Raw genomic sequence first — 20,982 nt, forward strand, 5'->3', positions numbered from 1 at the left:
GGGTGGTGGAATCAGAAGGTGTGGCGGATGCCGATCATGGCTGCCGTGGTAGATACGCCCGGCGCTACGAGGGCACCATGGATGATCGTCTGGTTCAAGCTGTTACTCTTCGCCGGGTTCTTGCCGATGCTGTACGAACCGGATATCGAAAATCGGTCAATCGTGTACAGCGCACCGAAATAGATGAAGCGATTGTTGGCAAGACCCGTTGCGGACACAGCCGGAGCGGCGGGATAGGTCAGCGGGAACGGATTGGTGTCATGCCCGTTGTAATACACGGCCGACAGATTCAGACCGTAGTTCGAGAACTTGAGAACCGCCGACTCGCGCGTGCCGCCCTGGAACTGGCCCGCGACCCCGCCCGGCGCGTACTCGAGCGCAAGCGACGTCCCATAGAATTTCGGCGAATTGTAGACCAGCGCATTGCTGTCATAAAGGGCGCCGATCGGGGTGTTCGTGCTGGTGCCGGGCCATCCGGCCGCCTGATTCATGCCCAGCCACGCAGTCAGGATACTGCCGAAATACTGGGCGCCACGCACGTCAGTCTCCGCCATCGCGTAGATCATCGGGGTGATCCGCCGGCCGGCGTCGAACGTGCCGAACGGACCGGATGCCCCGATCGTCGCGAACTGGTTGAAAATCGCGGTCGTGCCCTGGGTGTCGGCCAGGCCAAACTTGCCGTTCATGGTGTTGAACGTGCCCTGCAGCTTGAAGTTGATCTTGTAGCCGCCGCCGACCTCTTCGCTTCCCTTGAGGCCCCAGTAGCTGGAAATGATGCCGCCGTCCTTGAGTTGATAGACGTGCCCCAAGTTCGGCGCGCCGCCGTGCTGCTCAACTTCGATTTCGTGCTTTCTCCTCCGGGTGGCGCGGCGGGGTGGACCCGGCGGCTTTCGTGATTGTTGCTCGAAGCAAGCCATGTTGCTGCCGGGTCGGCGTGTCAGGCCGACAGGTAGTAGTCCCGATACTGGTCCCGCAACTGGTTCTTGAGGACCTTGCCGGTCGCGCCCAGCGGAACTGACTCGACGAACACCACCGCGTCGGGTGTCCACCATTTCGCAACGCGGCCGTCGAAGAACGCGAGCATCTCGCCGCCGCCCAGAGCACTGCCGGGCTTCTTCACGATCAACAGTAGCGGCCGTTCGTCCCACTTTGGATGCCGCGCGGCGATGCACACCGCAGTGGCAACTTCCGGATGCAGGCAGGCGACATTCTCGATGTCGGTGGAACTTATCCATTCGCCGCCAGACTTGATGACGTCCTTGCTGCGGTCGGTGATCTGCATGAAGCCGTCTGGATCGATCTTTGCCACGTCGCCGGTCGGGAACCAGCCGTCGCGCAGCGGCGACGCGTCGCCGTCGCCGGCGCCGAAATACTGCCGCGTGACCCACTGGCCGCGCACCAGCAGGTCGCCGGCCGCGTGGCCGTCCCACGGCAGCGCTTCGCCGTCCGGGCCGACGATCTTCATGTCGATGCCGAACACCGAGCGTCCCTGCTTCGCCTGAACCGTGTAGCGCTCCTCGGTGGACAACGACAACTGATGCGGCTTAAAACTGCAAACCGTGCCCACCGGGCTCAATTCCGTCATGCCCCATGCGTGTAGTACGTCGACCTGATAACGCTCCTGAAACTGCGCGGTCATCGCCGTCGGACAAGGGGCGCCGCCGATAATCGTGCGCCGCATCGACGCGAAGGTCTCCTGCCGTTCGCCGACGTGCGTGAGCAGGCCTTGCCAGACCGTCGGGACGCCCGCGGACAGGGTGACCTGTTCCGCCTCGATCAGTTCGTAAAGCGACTTGCCGTCCAGCGCCGGACCCGGGAACACCAGCTTCGCGCCGACCATGCAGGCGATGTATGGCAACCCCCACGCGTTCACATGGAACATCGGCACGACAGGCAGGATCACGTCGCGTGCCGAACAGTTGAGCGAGTCGGGCAGCGCCGCCGCGTACGTGTGCAGGAGGGTCGAGCGGTGGCTGTACAGCACACCCTTCGGATTGCCGGTGGTGCCCGACGTGTAGCACAGCGATGACGCGCTGTTTTCATCGAGCAGCGGCCATTCGAAAACGTCGTCGTGCAGCTCGAGCAGATCCTCGTAGCACATCAGCATGCCGGTCAGGTCGTTCGCTTGCGGCATGTGCGCGCGATCAGTCATCGCCACGAATACCTTGGGGCTTTTAACGCGCGGCGCAACGCTCTCGATCAGCGGCAGAAACGTCGCGTCAAAGAATACGACGCGATCTTCCGCATGCTCAATGATGTACGCGAGCTGGTCGACGTGCAGTCGGGGGTTGAGCGTATGCAGCACGGACCCGGATCCCGACACGGCGAAGTACAACTCCATGTGCCGGTAACCGTTCCACGCCAGCGTCCCTACCCGCTCGCCCGGCTTGACGCCGAGGCCTTCCAGGACGTTTGCCATGCGGCGCGCGCGTTGCGCAAGATCCCGATACCGATACCGGTGAATGTCCCCTTCGACACGTCGAGACACGATTTCTTGTCCGCCGTGATGGCGTTCAGCGTGCGCGAGCAGCGAAGCGACCAGTAACGGTTGCTGCATCATCAAACCTTGCATCCCTTTCTCCTGAATAGTTGTATGGTCCCGCGCCTGGATGACGTCGTCGCACCCTCATGCATGTGTCGGACTGGCGGCGGGCCCGTCGAGACTCACGACCAGTTGTCCGTCAACGGCCCGGACCGGGAAAGTCGTCAGGCTCAGGCCGCCCGCCCCCGCCATGGATCCCGTGCGCAAGTCAAAGCGCAGGCCGTGCGCCGGACAGCGCAGCATGCATCCCTCCAGTTGACCGCTCGCGAGCGACGCACCGTTGTGGGGACACGAGTTATCAATTGCGTGGATCGCGCCGGCGATGTTGAACAGGACAATGCTGCGGCCATCGATGAAGGCCAGCTTGCGTTGCCCTGGTGCGAGTTCATCGACCGTTCCAACCGATATCTGACGTGACACTCTGCGTTCCTTTAGTCTCGGACCGCCAGCACCATGGCTTCGAAGATCGCGTCGGGAGAATGGGCTCCCGAAAGCGCGTAGCCGGCGTTGAACACAAAGTGCGGAACGCCGTTCACGCGATGGCTGGAGTGCAACATGTGCCGGCCCGATTCGGCCAGATGATCTGTCAGGCCTGCGTAGTCCAGACCGCACTCGAGTCCGAGCTGCTCAAGGATCCGCGGCTCACCAATGTTCTCGCCTTCCATGAAGTAGGCGGTGAACATGCGATCGATCAATGAGGCTAGTTGGGCCTCGCTGCCGCGGCTGGCTGCATAAGCAACGAGCTGGTGCGCGGCAGCGGTGTTGGGCAGCACGCCGATCCGGTCGAACGCAAATTCGACGCCGGCGTGGTAGCCTGCGCGCTGCACCTGCGCGCGCCTTGCCGCCACCGCCTCGGGACTACCCAGGCGATCAAGATAGAACGCCTGGTAATCCTTGCCATTGAGCGGCGTATCGGGAAGGAGTTGATGGGAGCGCCACAGCACCGCCAGCGGCACATCGGGCCGCAACCCGGCAAAGCGGCGCACGGCCGCGTCCATATTGCGTTTGCCGATCAGACACCACGGGCAGATGAAATCGAAGAACACCTCGATCGTCATGGGGGGACGCTCGGCCGTCTCAATGCCTGGCTGGGTGGCGCGCTTCGGGTCAGATGAGTTCATGGATCAGGCTCTCTGCCATCGGCCATTCACCAAAGCCCGCGGCGGGGTTGAGGTGACCCACTTCGCCGAGGTCGACGAGGCGGCTGCCCCAGTCTTTTGCCATCGCGGACACCCGCTCGAACTGCGCGAGCGGATCGTTGCGACTGGCGCCGACGATGCTCGGGAACGGCAGCGGTTTGCGCGGGATCGACTGCCAGCCGTTCTGGGCCAGCGCATCGATGGCCGGATAGCCGGCCGGCAGCGGCGTCTCGAGGTCGGCCGGAGCGGCAAGCAGCGCGCCGTGAATCTTGCGGCTGTGCTGCTGCGCCCAATGCACCGCAATCATCACGCCCGCGCTGTGCGCGACCAGGATAACCGGGCCGTCGATTTTCGCGAGGGCCGCGTCGAGCGCCGCAACGCGCGCCGCGCAACTGAGCTTGTCGTGCTCGAGCGGCGGCACCGAGAGCGCCTTGGGCAACTTCTGCTCCAACAGGGTTTGCCAGTGTTCCGCGACGTGGTCGCGCAAGCCGGGCACCATCAGAATGGTCGGTTTCAATTCGTAATTCATGGGAAGCTACCTGCTAGTTCAGTACGGCTTGTCGCCGATGATGCCGGCGCGTTCCATTTTGCGATGGCACGGCGGGTAGTCCATCACCGCGTAGTGCTGCGTGCTGCGGTTGTCCCAGATCGCCACGCTATTGGGCTGCCAGCGCCAGCGCACCTGGTACTCGGGGATGTACGCCTGGCTGATCAGATAGCGCAGCAGATCGCCCGCGCCCGGATTCGCGTCCTGCCCGAAGCGCACTCGCTCCGGCGTATGAAAGTTCGTGAAATGGCTCGTGAAAGCGCTCACGAACAGCACCTTCTCCTCCGTTTCCGGATGCGTGCGCACGACCGGATGCTCCGCGTCCGGAAATTGCGCCTTCAGCGCGAGACGCTTTTCGATCGGCATCGCGGCACCGAAGCTCGCCTCGATGCTGTGGCGCGCGCGCAGGTCCGCGATCTGAGCCTTCACGTACGCCGGCAGCTTCTCGTAGGCGAGGACCATGTTCGCCCACATCGTGTCGCCGCCGACGGGCGGACACTCGACGCAGCGCAGCACGGCACCGAACTGCGGCGCTTCGCGCCAGGTGGCGTCGGCATGCCACGCGTTTTCGTAACGGTCGTTGGGCTGATCCGGGGTCTTGTAGATACGCACGAGGCCCGGATTTTCCGGATCGCTGCCCGCGACCGGATGGTCTTCCAGTTCGCCGAAGCGGCGCGCAAATGCCACGTGTTCGGCGCGCGAGATGTCCTGGTCGCGGAGAAACAGCACCCGGTGCTTCAGCAGCGCCGAGCGGATTTGGGCAAACAGGCCATCGTCGTAGATGGCGTGGGCGAGATTCACCCCTATCAGTTCGGCGCCGATCGAGCACGTCAGTTGTTCGACTCGCATGGCTAGCTCCTCAAATGACGAAGACCGACGAACCCGTCGTCTTGCGGGATTCGAGGTCCAGGTGGGCTTGCGCTGCATCCTCGAGCGCGTAGCGCTGATTCAGCTCGATCTTGATGCGTCCCGAGGCGATGTGCCCGAAAATTTCACCGGCGAGCTCGTTCTTCTCGGCGGGGTCGGCAATGTAGTCGGCCAGCGCCGGGCGGGTCAGGTGGAGCGAGCCCTTCATCGCCAGAATCTGCGGATTGAACGGCGGAATCGGGCCCGAAGCGGTGCCGACGCAGACCATCAGGCCGCGGCGCTTGAGCGAATCGAGCGACCCTTCGAAGGTGTCCTTGCCGACGCTGTCGAACACCACGCTCACGCCGGCGCCGCTGGTCAGTTCGCGCACTCGCTTCGCGACGTCTTCCCGGCCGTAATAGATGATGTGGTCGCAGCCATGGGCGCGGGCCACCTCGCCCTTGGCTTCGGTCGAAACCGTGCCGATCACGGTGAGACCCAGCAGCTTCGCCCATTGCGACACGATCAGGCCCACACCGCCGGCGGCCGCATGCAGCAGGACGGTGTCACCCGCCTTGAAGTCGTAAATGCGGCGCATCAGATACGACGAGGTCAGGCCTCGCATGGTCATACCGGCAGCCGTCTCGCATGAGATCGCGTCGGGCAGCTTGATGAGTGGCGCGGCCGGGATCAGGCGTTCGGTGCTGTAGGCGCCAAGCGTATTGATGAAGCCGGTGTACGTCACACGATCGCCGACCGCGACGTTCGTTACATCGGCACCGACTGCCTCAACCACGCCTGCGGCCTCGACGCCCATGCCTGAAGGCAGCGGAACCGGGTAAAGGCCGCTGCGGAAATAGGTGTCGGCGAAATTCAGGCCTACGGCCTCCTGGCGCAAGCGCACCTCGCCGAGGCCGGGGTCGCCCACTTCAACGTCCTCATAGCGCAAGACTTCCGGACCACCGGTTTCATGAAAGCGTACTGCCTTTGCCACGCTGAATCTCCTATTCGTTACTCAAACTGCAAAATCGACTACGCCTGCGGCGGAAAATTTCGACCTACCGTAGGCGTCTTTGCCAGATCAGTGTTGTGTCTAAACAAGTTGCAATATCACGCAAATCCTTCAACGACCGGCGCCGTCGCGTGGTAAGCGAGCGAACGGCGCCGGAGGTGAGAGTTCCGCTCAGCGCACGGCCTGCTCACGCAGCGCGTTCAGGCGATCCAGGTCGACGGCATAGTTCCGCTTGCCGATGAAAAATGCGGTAGCCGCAATGAGGGGCGCAAACGGAACGAGTTGCAACGCGCCGAGCAGCCCGATCCGGTCGGCGACAATCCCCGTCAGGACGGCTGCGGGAGCCAGACCGAGAAAATTGTTCGCCAGCGTCAGGGTCGCAAACGCCGATGCGTGAATCGACGGCGGGGTGAGGTTAGCCACCATCGCACCCGACGGGCCGCTCGCGCCTGCGCTGAAGAACATGCCGGCGCCGATCACCACGAGCTGCAACGTACCCGCCGGCAGGCGGAAACCGATCGCGAGCAGCGTGAAGCAGGTCACACAGTAAGCGATCGCGGCGGCCCACTTCTTTTCTCGCGAGTTCTTGCTGAGGCGGTCGGCAAGGTTTCCACATACCACCATGCCAACGCCCGTCACCAGCACAAACGCTGCAGCGGCCATCGCAGCCTTGCCGGTGGCCATGCCGTAATAGCGATTCAGGAAGCTCGGCATCCACGCCCACACTGCCGCGGGAACAAGCAGATGGATACCGCTGCCGACATAGGCACACACGACAGACTTCGTCGAGAAAAGCCCCTTCATCAGCGTCTTGAAACTCATGCGTACGCCGAACCCTGTTGCCTGCGCGCCCACGGTTTCCGACTTCAGCGGTGCGAGCCGTTTTTCAGTGACGACAATCCGGTAGACGATGACCAGGATCATCCCCAATGCCGCCATGGCACCGAAGGCCGGGCGCCAGCCCAAATGAGCCGCGACCCCGCCGCCGACAGCCATGCCCGTCACCGAGCCGAACGCCCCGCCCGCCATGAAGGTGCCCGTGAGCGTGGAGCGCAGACGTGCCGGGAAGATGCTCAGGACAAGCGCGAGACCGACGCTGCCATACGCGGCTTCGCCGATGCCGACGAAAGCGCGCGCGAGCAGCATTTCACCGTAGTTGCTCGAGAGCGAGCACCCCAGTGTCGCGAGACTCCACAGAGCGGCCATCAGCACGATGCTCTTCACCCGGCCCCAGCGATCGGCGAGCACCGACAGCGGGAAAGTCAGGACGCCGACCATCAGCGCGACCACACTGCTAAGCGAACCCAGCTGTGTGTCGGAAAGGTTCCATGTGGCCTTCAACAGCGGAAACACCGCATTCAACACCTGCCGCGACATGTAGTCGGAGAGCAGCAACCCGACCGTCAACGCAAACACGACCCACGCATAGGTGGGCACGTCCGATTGTGCTGCTGAAACGCCGCCCGCGGTGGGCTCGGCATGTTGCATGAGCATGGTTTGTCTCCTTCCCGTCTATCTCGTTTGCAGCCGTCTTTGCCCGTCAGGGCAAAGGGACCGATTATGGATGCCCCGTTACCCTCCCCGGCGCTTGCCGAGGAGTCCTCCCTTTGAAACCCGGTATCCGCTGAAGCGGTCGGCCGGGTTCCAATCCGTCACGCCGCGCGCAGCGGCAGGTTCTTCACGCCGGTCTTGCGGTTCGGCGCCATGCCGTTGGCGGCCAGCGTCTCTTCGACCGTCTCGTACTGCACGCCGATGCGATAGATCTCGCGTGCTTCCTTGCCGCTGGCGATCTCGCGGCCGAGTTCACGCGCAACGCGCACGCACTGGTCGATCTGCTGCACCGACGAGAAGCGCTTGCCGTGCTGGTCGATGATCGTGTCCTCGATGCCGCAGCGCGGATGCAGGCCCATCGACATGGCCATCATGTTGAACGGCAGCACGTTCTTCAGCAGCGACTCGGCGGTGAGCGTGCAGCCATCCGGCGCGCGATGCACGAAGTTGAAGAAGTTGAATGGATTGGGGCCGTCGAAGCCGCCACCGATACCGATCCATGTCAGGTTCAGCGGGCCCTTGTACACGCCCTTGCGCACGAGGCGCTCGAGCGTTTCGAGCGCGTGGATGCCCGTGAGCTGGAAGTGCGGCTGGATGCCCGAAGCCTGCAGGCGGCGCAGGTGTTCCTCGACCCATGCGGGGCCAGCCGGCACCGTCATTTCACTATAGGCGGCCATGAACGCGGGATTGGAAAGCGAGGTGCCTGCCAGATACTCCGGATAGAGCAGCTCCATGATGTTCATCTGCGTGGTGTTGATCGCGATCGTCACCTGATCGGGCTTCGGATCGAGATCGGCCAGCATATGGCGCGTATCGTCGGACAGCCACTTCGCGGCTTGTCCGTCGTCTTCCGGTGCGAACGAGATCGAGCCACCGACCTGAATGATCATGTCGGGCACTGCCGCGCGCACACCCGCGATCAGTTCATTGAACTTCGACAGGCGCTTCGAGCCCTTGCCGTCCAGTTCGCGCACGTGCAGGTGCAGGACCGTGGCGCCGGCGTTATAGCAATCGACGGCCTTCTGGATCTGCTCGTCCATCGTCACGGGGATGTCTTCCGGGAAGTCCTCGGGCATCCATTCCGGGCCGTACGGCGCTGTGGTGATGACTACCTTGTCGTGATTCTCAGGGTGCAGCGAATCGTCGAGAAATTGCATCTTTTATCTCCAGATATGGGTGACTGGCTTGCCGTGCCGCGACAGATCGCGCGTAAGCTGGTCGGAACATAACGAACCTTCCTGATGGCACGATACGGCAATCGCGGGTTACACTTTTATGAATAGACGCCATCGTTTTAGCGGTCCATGCCACTCGGTGTTAACGCCAGTGTTTGCGCGGAGCGGGCATGCCATGACCGGGAGTGAGGCGCAGCTTGTCGGAAGCGGAGGGGAAAGCGATGGAAACGATGCTGCGGTCGGTAGCGATGAGCGGGTACTTCGACGTGATGCGGCGGCTCGGGCTGAACCCGGTCGAGCTCGCGCAGCAGGTGGGGATCGACGCCGCGGCTCTAGCCAATCCGGACGATCGCGTTCCGGCCGCCGCCTGCTGCCGCCTGATGGAACTCTCGGCCGAAAAGGGGGCGTGCCCGACTCTTGCACTGCAAATGGCTGAAACCCGGCAGAAGTTCGGTACCGGCATGGTCAATGTCCTGCTCGCGCATAAGCGCACGCTGCGCGAGGTGCTGCTCGCCGCAGCCGAATATCGGCACCTGCTCAACGAGGCGCTGGCCGTCTACGTCGAGGACGCAGGCCAAACGGTCACCATTCGCGAGGAACTCGTCGTTGAACCTGGCACGCCGACGAGACAGGCGATAGAACTTGCGCTCGGTGTCCTCGCGCGACATTCGAGCGCCCTTCTCGGCAACTACTGGAAACCACGCGCAGTCCATTTCACTCACGCAAGACCCGCAGACCTGACATTTCATCGACGCTTCTTCGGCTGTCCGCTGGAGTTCAGCAGTGATTTCAACGGGTTCGTATGCGCTGCCGCCGATCTCGACTACCCGAATCCGGCCGCTGACCCGGAACTGGTGCGCTATGCCGAAAGCCTCGCCGCTCCGCTGAACATGACGGGTGCGCATTCAGCGGCGCTGGAAGTGCGCAAGGCAATCTATCTGCTGCTGCCACTCGAGCAGGCCACAACTGAGCTCGTCGCCCGCCATCTGGGTCAGAGCGTACGCACGATGCAGCGCCAACTGAAATCGGACAATACAAGCTTCTCCGAACTGGTCGAGGAAGTCCGGCGCGAACTTGCCGTGCGTTACATGAGCAATCCGCGCTATCCAATCGGACGGGTCGCGACCCTGTTGGGTTACACGCAACAGGGATCGTTTACGAACTGGTTCTTTTCACGATTCAGCATGACGCCGCGTGACTGGCGGAGCAGTCAATCATCGAAATGAATGGCGCGGTGCGAGTCGTCCATGCGTGAGTTGCAGCGTTTGGTCTGGAATCGCCCGCGCCGGCTTCCAGACGGTTGCGACCGTTGCGCCGGGCGAGATACATCGCGCGATCGGCGCCATAAAGCGGGGAACGCGCCGATGTTCCTATGCGCTACGAGGATGGCGGGCTCGTGCTGTCGCCCTTGCCGCGTGGCCTACCAACGATGTACGGGAAACACTCGCCTGCTACGGCTCCGCATCTGGCCGTCGTACAGCGATGCGAGGAAACCGGACGAATTTACGCGCACTCGGGCGGGACATCGTGTGCGGTGCGGGGACGACGGTACGATCGCCAGCAAAGTACGCTTCCAATCAACGGGAGAGGGCCGCGGCCTCCGGGAATGGAGGCGAACCTAGCGCGACGCGGTACCTTTTGCTTTGCTGCCGCCCTTTGCGGCGACCTTTCGCGGCGCGATCTTCTCGGGAGCTCTGCGAGCCGCCCTGGTTGCGGCTTTTTTGGCGGGCTTTGAGTGCGTAACGAGGGTTTCGCCCTTCTCGATGAGAAACACTGAGCGGTCTTTTGCATCCTTGATCCAGGCCGGCGGCCGCGCAACGCCGCTCCAGGTAGCACCGGTCTTGGGATCAAAATATTTGGGCGCCAGCTTTCCCTGGGCTGGTGGGGCAATCGGTGTCGGCGACTTGCGTCGGAAATCGATGCCGGCGTCTAGGAGCATTCTGACGGCTGGAGACTCGTCGGAGGCGCTAGTCGCGGCCGACGCCTCCTTTTGGGCACCTTTTGCCACGCCATCATTCTTTGCCAGCGTACCGACGCGTCCGGCTGGGACCAGGCCGCGTAGCTCGTCGGCCGTAATGTCGAAACGCGCCATCTCCGCGAGAATTCTCTTGATGGCGTCATTGCGCTCATCAATGCGCGCTTCCTGTGCTTCCTGTTGCAATTCCAGAATCTGTGCCTGAATCTCTTCGTAAGACCTTTTTGCCATGGCGCTACTCCTCGTTGGCTTTATGTGGCGGAATTATAAGTCTCCGCCGCGGAGTCGGCGCACCATGGGCTACGCCTGGAGAAGCTTTCGAGAGCGGGGCGAGATTACGCGGCAGGGCTGCCGACGAGATCGTTGAGTTGCGTGAGATTCGAATAGTGGTCGACACCCGCTCGGGAGGGAGCGTGCACCGGTGTATTGGCCAGAGCTTTCGGAGTCGACCGGACTTTCGACGTCGCAACCAAGCGTCCCCGCGTTGCTGATGCTGTCGCTCGTCCGCCGAGCCTAATGCCGATGATATTGTTTGACCTGCACCATCCTGCAGGACCGGTAATACGTCTTACACGTCGCCCGATTTTTACACACCTATAATTGGACAGCGGCGAACGTCTACAAAATCTATGCATATCGTTGTTTTATCATCGTTTCTGGATGCGTTCATAACCTGGTTTCAATGAAAAAGAATGACGGCATAACTCACTTGCAGGCTGGATCAGCTTCAGGTTGGAGACCAGTACCCCCCGTTTATGCTCCCTCGGACCCTTTTACGCTATAACCAGCGAAGAGCCCCGTCTGGTAGGCCTGCTCCAGCGGCGTTAGCAACGCCCGAGACCCGCAGCATCCGGATATCCACCAGTTTTTTCCCAGTTATGATTCTGCCGCCCATCATTACCTCCTGCTTTCGGCATTAACTCAAATAGGTGCTGAGAATGTCGTTAGCCGCGGCCCGCACCAAATCCTGTTCCGCGCGACAAGTCAATTTGGACCGCTTCGTCTTCACATGTTCGGCCCGACTGACGCTGTGGCCCATCAACAAGCCAAAGTCGTAGGCGCGCTCAAGGGCCTTAGCAAGACTCGATATCCGGACGAGCCGAATGTCTGTCGTGACTTTGCCTGACTCCGTTAGATAGTTAATCCCGAGTTCCTCGCTGGCGATTGCTATTAGCGGATCCCAGTGAACTTCGTTGCCAACTCTTTCAACCACGATGACCTCCTGTGTTGTGCCGCTTGCCTTACAATCTGTAAGTTTATATGCGTGGCACAAACGCAAGAGCGACGTTCCGTCGCATCTGGATTCAGTAGTCACTTAACATGTTGAATTATCAATGTATTGGAGGATACGACAACAATATAAGTGGAAACGATACGGGAGATAATCAGCTCAAAAGCTTGGCGCACCTGGCCTCCTTCGAGTTGCGAGGCGGACCGGTCTAGCGGAAGGATTGCCGCGTCAGGGCGTCTTGACCGGCGCTCGTCAGGGCGCCGGATTGGCCCAGAATGCGCCGCGCGTATGGTTCTGGCCAGGCCGCTGAGGCTGAGCCGGCCGCTTGATCGTCATTGCACCGGCGCGGTCGAGCGAGATGTCGCGGCCGCTTTCGCCAAGCAGCTTGATCACTTCAGCGAGCGTGCCATCGGCCCGCCATTGGTCGAAACGGCGACGGCAAGTCGGCGACGAGGGGTAGCGGCCCGGCAACGCGTTGCAGCTCTTGCCCGTCGACAGCAGCCATAACACGGCGTTGACTACCGCGCGAGCTTCGATGCGTCGTCGACCACGTGGTGCGCTCTGCGTCGGTTCCTCATAGAACAGCTGCTCGATTAGCGCCCACTCGTCGTCTGTCAAATCTTCAACCGCCATCTTGTTCACTCCTTTAGCGAAACTATCTCCAGCGCCGCCCCCGGCCGAGCGACCCTGCGAATGCTACGTAACGACATAGCAGCACCCCGACATCATCATCGGGTGAAGTGGCAACAAACTTGAGCACCCCATGCAGCATCAAACCTATGCCGGTCCAGATAAGTGAAATAGCGAAACGCAGAATACCGCGGTCAGTACAGCAGTCGACGTGCGGGAGTTGACATAGCCACGCGAGGGATTGCGCATCGCATTTACCTTGCAGAGCTGCGTCGGTCATACGAACTCATACTTACCGCTTCAACTTTAACGGCAATTTTCCGAAATCTGGAGAACCTGTGTGTCCGATCCATCCTTTCAGATTGCTATCACAACCTTATTCGTTGATTTATCTCCTTCAAGCTAGGAGTCCCCATGGAATCTGGGCGAGACACCGCACTTTCTCCTTTCTGTCTTACAACGGGACACCGAGTCCCCAAGCTGTAGCATAATCAGCCGAGCAGCCGTTGATTTCCGCTATTCCCCAGCATCGCCGTCACCCCATCTTCTTTGGGATGCCGCGCCGCCGTGCTCAAGGCGCATATCGTTGCTATATCACTCGGATTCGATATTCCCACGATATCCTCGCCAGAGCGGACCAACCACGCAGGTCTCTTGGACACCAACATTCAGGGAGTTTTGTAATGGAAAGAGAAGTAGTAGTTGTCAGCGGTGTGCGTACCGCCATCGGTAAATTTGGCGGTAGCCTGAAAGACATTCCGACGACCGAACTCGGAGCGCTCGTTGTGCGCGAAGTCCTCGCGCGTGCGGGGGTTGCCGGTGACCAGGTTGGACACGTCGTTTTCGGCAATGTCATCCCGACCGAACCCAAGGATCTCTATCTCTCGCGGGTCGCTGCCATTAACGGTGGGATCGCCGAATCAACCCCTGCCCTCACCGTGAATCGCCTGTGCGGTTCCGGCCTGCAGGCGATTATCTCCGCAGCACAAACGATCCTTCTCGGCGACGCCGAAGTAGCCATCGGTGGCGGCGCCGAGAACATGAGCCGCGCGCCCTATATCTCCACGGACGCGCGATTCGGCTCCCGCATGGGTGACAGTCGACTGATCGACATGGTGCTTGGCGCACTAAACGACCCGTTCGAAACGGTCCACATGGGCGTCACCGCTGAAAACGTGGCGCAGAAGTTCTGCATCACGCGCGAGCAGCAGGACGCACTGGCCCTGGAATCGCACCGTCGCGCGGCGCACGCGATCGCTGAGGGCCGGTTCAAGGAACAGATCCTCGCGATCAAGCGCAAGGTCAAGGGCAAGGAAGTCGTGTTCGATACCGATGAGCACGTGCGCACAGAAATCGACCCGGCCGAACTCGCTGCCATGCACACTGTCTTCAAGAAGGAAAACGGCACCGTCACGGCCGGTAACGCATCGGGTATCAACGACGCCGCGGCCGCCGTCCTGATGATGGACCGGCAAGTCGCCGAGCGGCGTGGCATCAAGCCGATGGCACGACTGGTGTCTTACGCACACGCAGGTGTCGATCCGCGCTACATGGGCATTGGCCCCGTGCCGGCAACCCGGATCGCGCTCGACCGTGCGGGCTTGCAGATCGGCGACATTGACGTCATCGAAGCGAACGAGGCATTTGCTGCGCAGGCTTGCGCCGTCACGCAGGAGTTGCAGCTCGACCCTGCCAAGGTCAACCCTAATGGATCAGGAATCTCGCTCGGACACCCAATCGGCGCGACGGGCGCACTGATCACCGTCAAGGCGCTGTATGAACTGAAGCGCACGGCAGGCCGTTACGCGCTCGTCACGATGTGTATTGGAGGCGGTCAGGGCATCGCGGCCATCTTCAAAAACATCCAGTAAGTGAATTCCTGCAGATGAAAATCGGACGTGTAGGCATCGTCGGCGCGGGCGCGAAGGGCAATGGCATCGCCCAAACCGCTGCCGTGGTCGGCCTGAACGTGGTCATGATCGACGTGACCGAAGCGGCCCTGTCCAAGGGCGTGGCGACCCTGATCAGCAGCCTCGAACGGTTGGTCTCGAAGGGGAAGCTGGACGCGGACGCACGCGCGGCCTCCCTCGCCCGGATCGAGACATCGACCGACTATCAGCGGCTCGTCGACGTCGACCTTGTGATCGAAGCCGCCACCGAAAACAACGATTTAAAGGTCCGCATACTCAAGCAGATCGAAGCCGTGGCTCGACCCGACGCCATCATCGCGTCGAATACCTCGTCGATCGCGATCACGGCGCTGGGCGCGACACTCGCTGATCCGTCGCGGTTTATCGGCATGCACTTCTTCAATCCGGTGCCGATGATGCCGCTCGTCGAGATTATCCGTGGCGTGCGCACGAGCCAAGCGGTCGCCGAGGCAATCCGCGAGTTGACCGTACGGTTTGACAAAACGCCCATCGGAGTCAAGAACTCACCTGGGTTCGTGGTCAACCGGATTCTCGTGCCGATGATCAATGAAGCCTTCTTCGTGCTGGCCCGAAGGCGTCGCCACCCCCGACGAAATCGACGCCGGCATGAAGCTTGGGGCCAATCACCCGATCGGCCCGCTCGCGCTGGCCGACCTCGTTGGCCTCGATGTCGTTCTGTCGGTGCTGGACGTGTTCCTGAAAAACTTCGGCGATCCGAAGTACCATGCCTGCCCGCTGTTGCGCGAACTGGTTGCGGTCGTCGCCTCGGTCGAAAGACCGGCCACGGTGTCTACAGCTACGGGTAACCACACTCGCCGGTTTTCGCAAAGCCAGAAGTTGAAATTACAACCAGCCGTTATCTCCGGCAACACACCAATTAGCGCCCCCACTGCCACTCGTCCGCTTGCCCGGGCAGCCTCTTCCCCCAAGACCATTCCGTTGAGCAAGTCTCAACCGAGTGGTCCCCAGATTCGGTCGCCTTCGTGCAGTTGCGCTTCAGTGGGTGCACAGAAAACGGCCTGCAACCACGAGGATTGCAGGCCTGTTCCGACACACTGGATCGCTATGAGCAGGCATTCACTTGTTGCACGCACCCACCTTGCCGACTAGGCTTTGCTCGTGCGCAGCGGCCTCCTCAATCAGGATGGGAGCAGCAAGACTCATCGAATGGATACCAAGGACGGACACGTACTGCAAGACAGCCGTGATCTCCTCCCGGGTCGCGCCAAGTTCCAGTGCCCTGCGGATATGACGTCGCACCCCGGGTCCATACATGTGAGTGCACGACGCATCAACGGCGATAGCGAGAAACTCGACTGTCTTCGCATCAAGCACGCCCGAGGTGATCGGAGCCATCGCCATGGCCATGAATTTCTCTGTCCATGCGGCATCGAGTTCCGCAAAAGGTTCCCAGTTCGGATTCCAGTTGCCGGTCGCGCGCAGGGCATCACAAACCGGTGTGGCTGTTGCTTCGTTGAATGTCATCGACATACTCTCCTGTACGGGATCAACACGTGTCGCACGAAGCCCCTGCCTGCACCGCTTCCGTGTCACGCTATGACCTCCAGTCTATGGAGCAGCCCTCTGCGTCGCTTGACATTGTGGGTCACTTGCTTATCCTTTTGGGCCACCCCGGGAAGACCCCGATGCCGAAACTCGTTCGCAGCGCCAGCCTGACGCAGTACGCTGAAACCGCGCGCGCGGCAGGACTCGACCCATATCGCCTGATGGCAGAAGTGGGGCTGCCTGCTGCCAGCCTTACCGAGTCCGACCTCAAGATTCCGGCCGACCGGGTCGCGTTGCTGCTCGAACTCTCCGCGCTGCGAAGCGGCATTGAAGCGTTCGGGCTGACCATGGCTCAGACGCGGCGCGCATCCAATCTGGGCCCGCTTGCGCTCTACGTGCGCGACGAGCCCACACTGCGCCACGCGCTTAACGCTGCCGCGCGCTTTCGCCATCTTCATAACGAAGCACTGTTCATCGCGATCGAGGAAGAAGGTGACGTCGCAATCATCCGTGAGGAACTGCTGAGCGGCGCGGTCGTGCCGGTACGGCAGGTGACCGAACTGGCCGTCGCCGTCATGGTGCGCCTGCTGCGCTTCTTCCTCGGTGACGACTGGCAACCGAAGACGATCTGCTTTACTCACGAAGCACCCCGCAGTCGTGCTATTCATGCTCGCGTCCTGGGGAGCGGAGTCAAGTTTGGCCAGCCGTTTTCGGGCATCGTATGTGACGTCCGTGACCTCGACCTGCCTCTTCCGTCCGCCGACCCGGTGATGGGCCGATATGTCCGGCGATATCTCGGCAGTGTGGATACGGAGTCTGATGTACCACTGTCGGATGAGGTCCGCAAGCTGGTGTTTCTCTTCCTGCCGTCCGGGCGCAGTTCGAACGACACTATCGCGCGCCAGCTCGGCATGAGCCGTCGAACCATGCACCGCCATCTGGTAAAGGAAGGCGTGAGCTACCTGTCGATCCTCGATGCCGTACGGGGGGAACTCGTGCTGAGATACCTGGAGCGTCGAGAACGTCCGCTGTCGGAAATATCGGGCCTGCTTGGCTTTTCCGAGCCGAGCGCCTTTACGCGTTGGTTCAGGATGAAGTTCGGCTGCTCCCCCACTGAATTTCGCGAGACCAAAGCGCGGTAATATCATGCCCAGGACTCGCATTGCGCAGAGTCAACCATTTAGTTGAATTACTTAACAACAAAACAAGGAGGAGCAGCATGGTTGGCGGACCCGGCAATCCAATGAGGGCTAGTGAAACTCTCGGTTCAGAATTGATGGTGATCTGTATCGATGTACAGTCTCGTGTCGTCTACGCCAATTCGGCCTATCAACGCGTGACTGGGTACACGAACCAGGAACTCCAGACAATGCCGCCAGCAGAGCGGCTCAAAGACGTACCATTGCAAGTCGTGGTGGACTTCGCTTCCGCACTGCGTAGTGGTAAGCCCTGGACGGGCGTCGTCAACGTTTCCTGCAGGAATGGAGTGGATTACTGGAGCCGTATGAATGCGTCGCCGCTGCTCTCGCACGGCCAGCATATCGGCTTCTTGCTGGTGCTTGAGAAGGCCTCCGCTGAGGAGATCAGCAAGACCGAGGCGCAGTATCGCGTAGTAAGGTCCGGTCGGCAGAAATTCGGGTGGAAGCAGGGGCGCCTCGCGCGCCTGAGCCTTCTGGGAAGAGCGATTAGCAACATTCGCGCGCTCGGTCTCAGACGGCACGTCTGGGGCGCGGTCACTGCTTTGGGATTGATCGAAACCGCAGCGCTGCTCGCGCTGAATGGCGAGGTGACTTCCCTGTCATTCTGGGCGGCCTTGTGGGGGCTACTGGCGGCCACCGTCGCGGTGGGTGCCTATCTGTTGCACGCCATCGTTGCGCCTTTGCGAGAAGTGGTCCAGTTTGCAACAGAGATCTCCGCGGGTGATCTGAGCGCCGAGTTCGGCAGCCCGCGTAGCGATGAGATTGGCGATGTTGTGCGGACACTGAACCGGGTGAGCATCAACATGCGGGCCACCATCATGGACGTACGCGACGGCGTGCACGCGATGCAGCAGGCGACGGCAGGGATTGCATCGGGCACGCTCGATCTCTCGTCGCGCACTGAGACGCAGGCGGCCAGCCTCGAGCAGACTGCGGCCTCGATGGAAGAGGTCAACGCCACCGTCAGAAACAACGCGGAAACCGCGCGGCAGGCTAGCGAACTGGCGGCACGGACCCGGGACACCGCGCAGGCGGGTGGGAAGGTGGTGGGCGACGTGATATCTACCATGAAGGAAATCACGGAAGCGAGCAGAAGGATTGGCGACATCGTGTCCGTCATCGACGGCATCGCCTTCCAGACCAATATTCTCGCCCTGAATGCGGCAGTCGAAGCGGCCCGTGCGGGCGAGGCAGGACGCAGTTTTGCGGTGGTCGCGGGCGAGGTCAGGGTGCTCGCGCAACGCAGTGCGCAGGCGGCCACGGAGATCAAGGCGCTGATCGCCGATAGCGTGGGTCAGATCGACGAAGGCGCGCGGCTGGTCGATTCGGCAGGCGAGACGATTGAAGATATCGTGTCGCAGGTGGAGGCGATGACGGATCTGGTCGGTCAGATCGCGACCGCGTCGTTCGAGCAGTCGGCAGCCATCGGGCAGGTGAGTCAGGCGGTCGAGCAACTCGACGACGTGACGCAGGAGAATGCTGCGCTGGTGCAAGAAAACACCTCAGCGGCTGAGAGGTTGAATTCGCAAAGCGACAGACTGGTCGAGACGCTTTGCGTCTTCACGCTATTGCGCGCCGAGACCAACGCGCTGTTGTTGCGATCCCGTGCCGGGGGAGCAACCACAGCGCCGGCGCCGGCAAAGATCGCGACCGGACGGCCCGCAGCGCGACAAGCGGAGGCTCGCGCTGTGTAGATGTAAGCTAAATGTTCTGCCTATGGGAAGACTCCTGTTAGCGGCGGCAAGGACTTGCCCGGCAACCAGCCGGGCGAGTGCCGCGAGAAAATAGGTGAACTGGCAGGAGTCGGCGTCGCGGTGTACCGCGTGAGAAACGCGTTCTCTCAAGCGGAGGCCACCGAGGCCGCCGCCGATATAGCGATCACGCCGCGCGCTGGTAGTACAGGTTTTGCGGATGACGAGCCTGAGCAAAGAAGAACCAGCGCTCGGCAAGAAGGCCAACGTACTGAATCACGCACGCATCAAGGAGCAGCTTCGCGGACATCGGATGCAACGCTTGCGCGAGCAGCCCGAGGGGCATTAGAAATGCACTCGCGAGGAAGCCCCACTTTACCCAGCACATCGTTGCATCGGTCTGGCCGTGAAAGAACTCGCGCAGATTAAAGGCGCTTGCCGTAAAGCCGCGCGAAATCTGTGTGAGCTTCTCGGCCTTGATGCCCGTCGCGCTTTGCAGCGTCGAACGTGGATGCAAGCGCTCATTGCGCGCCAGTGAGGCGACACGGCTCACGCAACCCGCCACCGTCAGGACACAAGCCGCGACCGCCAAAGCCGGCACGATGTCAGGTGCCAGCCGTGCAGCACAGGCGGTGGCAATCGTAAGGCCCGATGCACAGCCGAGCAGTACGAAATTGACCAGCGTGAGCGGCGTCGCCCATTCCTGAAGGAAGCGCAGGCACTGATAGATCATGGCGGTGCACACGAAAAGGGCTACGCTCGCAAGAACTGCAATCGCACCGATCGTGATCGACCAGGGCGTGTCCAGCCAGTGCGCCAGACCGTACAGGAACGTGGCCGCGAGAAACACGGGCAGCGCCAGGCACTCGCGCGAAAGCCACGACGTGCGCCACATGGCGACTGCACGCCACGCACGTTCCGGATGACCCAGATGGAAGAACGCAGCGACCAGCCCCAGAACGCCGAGCACGAGCGCAAGGCCGGTGCCGCAGACGTAGAACTGCTGCGGCACATGGAACAGCGCCGACGATTCCGGATGCATCCGCATGAACAGCTCGACGCCGAACAGCGCGATGAGCAGCCCCTGCCCGGCACCGGAAAGCGTGGTCAGAAAAACTACGGAAAATGCTGGTCTCATTCAAAACTCCTGCGTCGCTGCGGGCCGCACGCGCGCAAACACCGACTTCACTCGCGTAGCAAGCGCAGCCAGGTTCAGCTTGCCCGAGTCCATCTGTTTCCCGAGCGCCTTCTCGCGCGCCATCGCGGGTGTGCCGCGCTGAATCGCAAAGTCAACGAGGTTGATGGGCTCACCGTATTCGATCGCGTCAGCAGGTGAGCTCGCGGACTCCTCGCTCTTGCATCCGCACGAGCCGCTGCCGCAACTGCTTGCGGTCTTCTGACGGGGCAGGTAGTGGTTGGACGGCTTCGTCCCCCACTCCGGCATCAGCTGGTAGCCGCCGCGCGCCTCGATCGCCTTCGAGGCGTCAGACTCGGGATCGTGAATATCACCGAAGATGCGCGCGGAGGTCGGGCAAGCCAGCACGCATGCCGGCTTGCGATCGCGCTCGGGCAATGCCTCGTTGTAGATGCGGTCCGCGCACAGCGTGCACTTCGTCATCTCCTTGCGCTCCTCGTCGAGCTCGCGCGCGCCGTACGGGCAGGCCCACGAGCAGTACTTGCAGCCGATGCACTTGTCATAGTCGACCAGCACGAGCCCGTCTTCCTTGTGCTTGAAGCTCGCCCCGGTCGGGCACACCGGTACGCACGGCGGGTCTTCACAGTGAAGGCACGACTTCGGGAAGTGGATCGTGTCGGCATTCGGAAACTCGCCCGCTTCGTAGGTCTGCACCCGGTTGAAGAAGGTGCCGGACGGATCGGCGTCGTACGGACGCACATCCGAGAGGCTCCCCGCCTGCCCGGAGGTGTTCCACTCCTTGCAGCTCGTCACGCATGCGTGGCATCCCACACAGACGTTCAGGTCAATCACCAGCGCCATTTGCGTCATAT

19 protein-coding genes and 1 pseudogene are annotated in these 20,982 nt (G+C 61.6%); 5 read left to right on the top strand and 15 right to left on the bottom strand.

The features are described from left to right. Positions 1–11 precede the first annotated feature (11 nt). From OKW39_RS26440 to OKW39_RS26480, 9 genes are all read right to left on the bottom strand, one after another. Positions 12–917: a porin gene (locus OKW39_RS26440; protein WP_090811412.1), complete on the bottom strand. Its 906-nt coding sequence runs from the start codon at positions 915–917 to the stop codon at positions 12–14. 20 nt (positions 918–937) lie between these two features. Continuing rightward, a complete protein-coding gene (locus OKW39_RS26445; RefSeq protein WP_090811414.1) occupies positions 938–2,572 on the bottom strand; it encodes a 3-(methylthio)propionyl-CoA ligase in 1,635 nt (544 codons plus the stop codon). 54 nt (positions 2,573–2,626) lie between these two features. Beyond that, positions 2,627–2,962, bottom strand: a complete 336-nt coding sequence (locus tag OKW39_RS26450) for a Rieske (2Fe-2S) protein (protein WP_090811416.1) — start codon at positions 2,960–2,962, stop codon at positions 2,627–2,629. An 11-nt stretch (positions 2,963–2,973) separates the two neighbouring features. Continuing rightward, the gene (locus OKW39_RS26455) at positions 2,974–3,600 is read right to left on the bottom strand and encodes a DsbA family oxidoreductase (RefSeq protein ID WP_429564032.1); all 627 of its coding nucleotides are present in this window, start codon (positions 3,598–3,600) and stop codon (positions 2,974–2,976) included. 49 nt (positions 3,601–3,649) lie between these two features. Then, entirely contained in the window at positions 3,650–4,210 is a 561-nt protein-coding gene (locus tag OKW39_RS26460; RefSeq protein WP_090811420.1) for an RBBP9/YdeN family alpha/beta hydrolase, read from the bottom strand. Between the two features lie 18 nt (positions 4,211–4,228). After that, a complete protein-coding gene (locus OKW39_RS26465; RefSeq protein WP_429359576.1) occupies positions 4,229–5,077 on the bottom strand; it encodes a TauD/TfdA dioxygenase family protein in 849 nt (282 codons plus the stop codon). Between the two features lie 10 nt (positions 5,078–5,087). Continuing rightward, positions 5,088–6,068, bottom strand: coding sequence for a quinone oxidoreductase family protein (locus OKW39_RS26470; RefSeq protein WP_090811423.1), 981 nt, complete (start codon positions 6,066–6,068; stop codon positions 5,088–5,090). 189 nt (positions 6,069–6,257) lie between these two features. Next, positions 6,258–7,580 (bottom strand): MFS transporter, encoded by a 1,323-nt coding sequence (locus OKW39_RS26475; protein WP_090811425.1) that lies wholly within the window; start codon positions 7,578–7,580, stop codon positions 6,258–6,260. A gap of 158 nt (positions 7,581–7,738) precedes the next feature. Further along, a complete protein-coding gene (locus OKW39_RS26480; protein WP_429564033.1) occupies positions 7,739–8,794 on the bottom strand; it encodes a 3-keto-5-aminohexanoate cleavage protein in 1,056 nt (351 codons plus the stop codon). Positions 8,795–9,033: 239 nt separating this feature from the next. Between OKW39_RS26480 and OKW39_RS26485 the strand changes: the two genes are divergently transcribed. After that, positions 9,034–10,038 (top strand): AraC family transcriptional regulator, encoded by a 1,005-nt coding sequence (locus OKW39_RS26485; protein ID WP_090811429.1) that lies wholly within the window; start codon positions 9,034–9,036, stop codon positions 10,036–10,038. A 392-nt stretch (positions 10,039–10,430) separates the two neighbouring features. On the opposite strand, the gene OKW39_RS26490 is transcribed toward OKW39_RS26485, so the two are convergent. The 3 genes from OKW39_RS26490 to OKW39_RS26500 all read right to left on the bottom strand — a co-directional run bounded on the left by OKW39_RS26490 (position 10,431) and on the right by OKW39_RS26500 (position 12,651). Beyond that, positions 10,431–11,018 (bottom strand): H-NS family nucleoid-associated regulatory protein, encoded by a 588-nt coding sequence (locus OKW39_RS26490; protein ID WP_429359574.1) that lies wholly within the window; start codon positions 11,016–11,018, stop codon positions 10,431–10,433. Between the two features lie 685 nt (positions 11,019–11,703). Then, entirely contained in the window at positions 11,704–12,000 is a 297-nt protein-coding gene (locus OKW39_RS26495; protein WP_429564034.1) for a DUF6900 domain-containing protein, read from the bottom strand. 270 nt (positions 12,001–12,270) lie between these two features. Beyond that, a complete protein-coding gene (locus OKW39_RS26500) occupies positions 12,271–12,651 on the bottom strand; it encodes a transposase (protein ID WP_429564035.1) in 381 nt (126 codons plus the stop codon). A 680-nt stretch (positions 12,652–13,331) separates the two neighbouring features. Here OKW39_RS26500 and bktB point away from each other — a divergent pair. Then, on the top strand, positions 13,332–14,519 hold the full coding sequence (bktB, locus tag OKW39_RS26505; protein ID WP_090811433.1) for a beta-ketothiolase BktB: 1,188 nt from the start codon (positions 13,332–13,334) through the stop codon (positions 14,517–14,519). 14 nt (positions 14,520–14,533) lie between these two features. Beyond that, positions 14,534–15,385 (top strand): annotated as a pseudogene (locus OKW39_RS26510) (3-hydroxybutyryl-CoA dehydrogenase). A 271-nt stretch (positions 15,386–15,656) separates the two neighbouring features. On the opposite strand, the gene OKW39_RS26515 reads toward OKW39_RS26510, so the two are convergent. Further along, complete coding sequence (locus OKW39_RS26515; RefSeq protein WP_429332378.1) at positions 15,657–16,064, bottom strand: carboxymuconolactone decarboxylase family protein; 408 nt, start codon at positions 16,062–16,064, stop codon at positions 15,657–15,659. Between the two features lie 161 nt (positions 16,065–16,225). Here OKW39_RS26515 and OKW39_RS26520 point away from each other — a divergent pair, with 161 nt between their 5' ends. Together OKW39_RS26520 and OKW39_RS26525 are read left to right on the top strand one after the other, a co-directional pair. Continuing rightward, on the top strand, positions 16,226–17,227 hold the full coding sequence (locus tag OKW39_RS26520) for an AraC family transcriptional regulator (protein WP_090811435.1): 1,002 nt from the start codon (positions 16,226–16,228) through the stop codon (positions 17,225–17,227). A 77-nt stretch (positions 17,228–17,304) separates the two neighbouring features. After that, the gene (locus tag OKW39_RS26525) at positions 17,305–18,978 is read left to right on the top strand and encodes a methyl-accepting chemotaxis protein (protein ID WP_244145161.1); all 1,674 of its coding nucleotides are present in this window, start codon (positions 17,305–17,307) and stop codon (positions 18,976–18,978) included. Between the two features lie 184 nt (positions 18,979–19,162). Here the strand turns inward: OKW39_RS26525 and OKW39_RS26530 are convergent, their stop codons facing one another. Both OKW39_RS26530 and OKW39_RS26535 read right to left on the bottom strand, forming a co-directional pair. After that, entirely contained in the window at positions 19,163–20,113 is a 951-nt protein-coding gene (locus OKW39_RS26530) for a dimethyl sulfoxide reductase anchor subunit family protein (protein ID WP_429289946.1), read from the bottom strand. Then, positions 20,114–20,980, bottom strand: coding sequence for a 4Fe-4S dicluster domain-containing protein (locus OKW39_RS26535; RefSeq protein WP_429564036.1), 867 nt, complete (start codon positions 20,978–20,980; stop codon positions 20,114–20,116). Positions 20,981–20,982 lie beyond the last annotated feature (2 nt).

It is taken from the genome of Paraburkholderia sp. MM6662-R1, assembly GCF_050436245.1.
Lineage (GTDB): Bacteria > Pseudomonadota > Gammaproteobacteria > Burkholderiales > Burkholderiaceae > Paraburkholderia > Paraburkholderia tuberum.

Bases quoted from the DNA above. Each gene is read 5' to 3' on its own strand.
- OKW39_RS26440 (WP_090811412.1), bottom strand. From the start codon at position 917: ATGGCTTGCTTCGAGCAACAATCACGAAAGCCGCCGGGTCCACCCCGC.
- OKW39_RS26445 (WP_090811414.1), bottom strand. From the start codon at position 2,572: ATGCAAGGTTTGATGATGCAGCAACCGTTACTGGTCGCTTCGCTGCTC.
- OKW39_RS26455 (WP_429564032.1), bottom strand. From the start codon at position 3,600: ATGACGATCGAGGTGTTCTTCGATTTCATCTGCCCGTGGTGTCTGATC.
- OKW39_RS26460 (WP_090811420.1), bottom strand. From the start codon at position 4,210: ATGAATTACGAATTGAAACCGACCATTCTGATGGTGCCCGGCTTGCGC.
- OKW39_RS26465 (WP_429359576.1), bottom strand. From the start codon at position 5,077: ATGCGAGTCGAACAACTGACGTGCTCGATCGGCGCCGAACTGATAGGG.
- OKW39_RS26475 (WP_090811425.1), bottom strand. From the start codon at position 7,580: ATGCTCATGCAACATGCCGAGCCCACCGCGGGCGGCGTTTCAGCAGCA.
- OKW39_RS26480 (WP_429564033.1), bottom strand. From the start codon at position 8,794: ATGCAATTTCTCGACGATTCGCTGCACCCTGAGAATCACGACAAGGTA.
- OKW39_RS26485 (WP_090811429.1), top strand. From the start codon at position 9,034: ATGGAAACGATGCTGCGGTCGGTAGCGATGAGCGGGTACTTCGACGTG.
- OKW39_RS26490 (WP_429359574.1), bottom strand. From the start codon at position 11,018: ATGGCAAAAAGGTCTTACGAAGAGATTCAGGCACAGATTCTGGAATTG.
- OKW39_RS26500 (WP_429564035.1), bottom strand. From the start codon at position 12,651: ATGGCGGTTGAAGATTTGACAGACGACGAGTGGGCGCTAATCGAGCAG.
- bktB (WP_090811433.1), top strand. From the start codon at position 13,332: ATGGAAAGAGAAGTAGTAGTTGTCAGCGGTGTGCGTACCGCCATCGGT.
- OKW39_RS26515 (WP_429332378.1), bottom strand. From the start codon at position 16,064: ATGACATTCAACGAAGCAACAGCCACACCGGTTTGTGATGCCCTGCGC.
- OKW39_RS26520 (WP_090811435.1), top strand. From the start codon at position 16,226: ATGCCGAAACTCGTTCGCAGCGCCAGCCTGACGCAGTACGCTGAAACC.
- OKW39_RS26525 (WP_244145161.1), top strand. From the start codon at position 17,305: ATGGTTGGCGGACCCGGCAATCCAATGAGGGCTAGTGAAACTCTCGGT.
- OKW39_RS26530 (WP_429289946.1), bottom strand. From the start codon at position 20,113: ATGAGACCAGCATTTTCCGTAGTTTTTCTGACCACGCTTTCCGGTGCC.
- OKW39_RS26535 (WP_429564036.1), bottom strand. From the start codon at position 20,980: ATGACGCAAATGGCGCTGGTGATTGACCTGAACGTCTGTGTGGGATGC.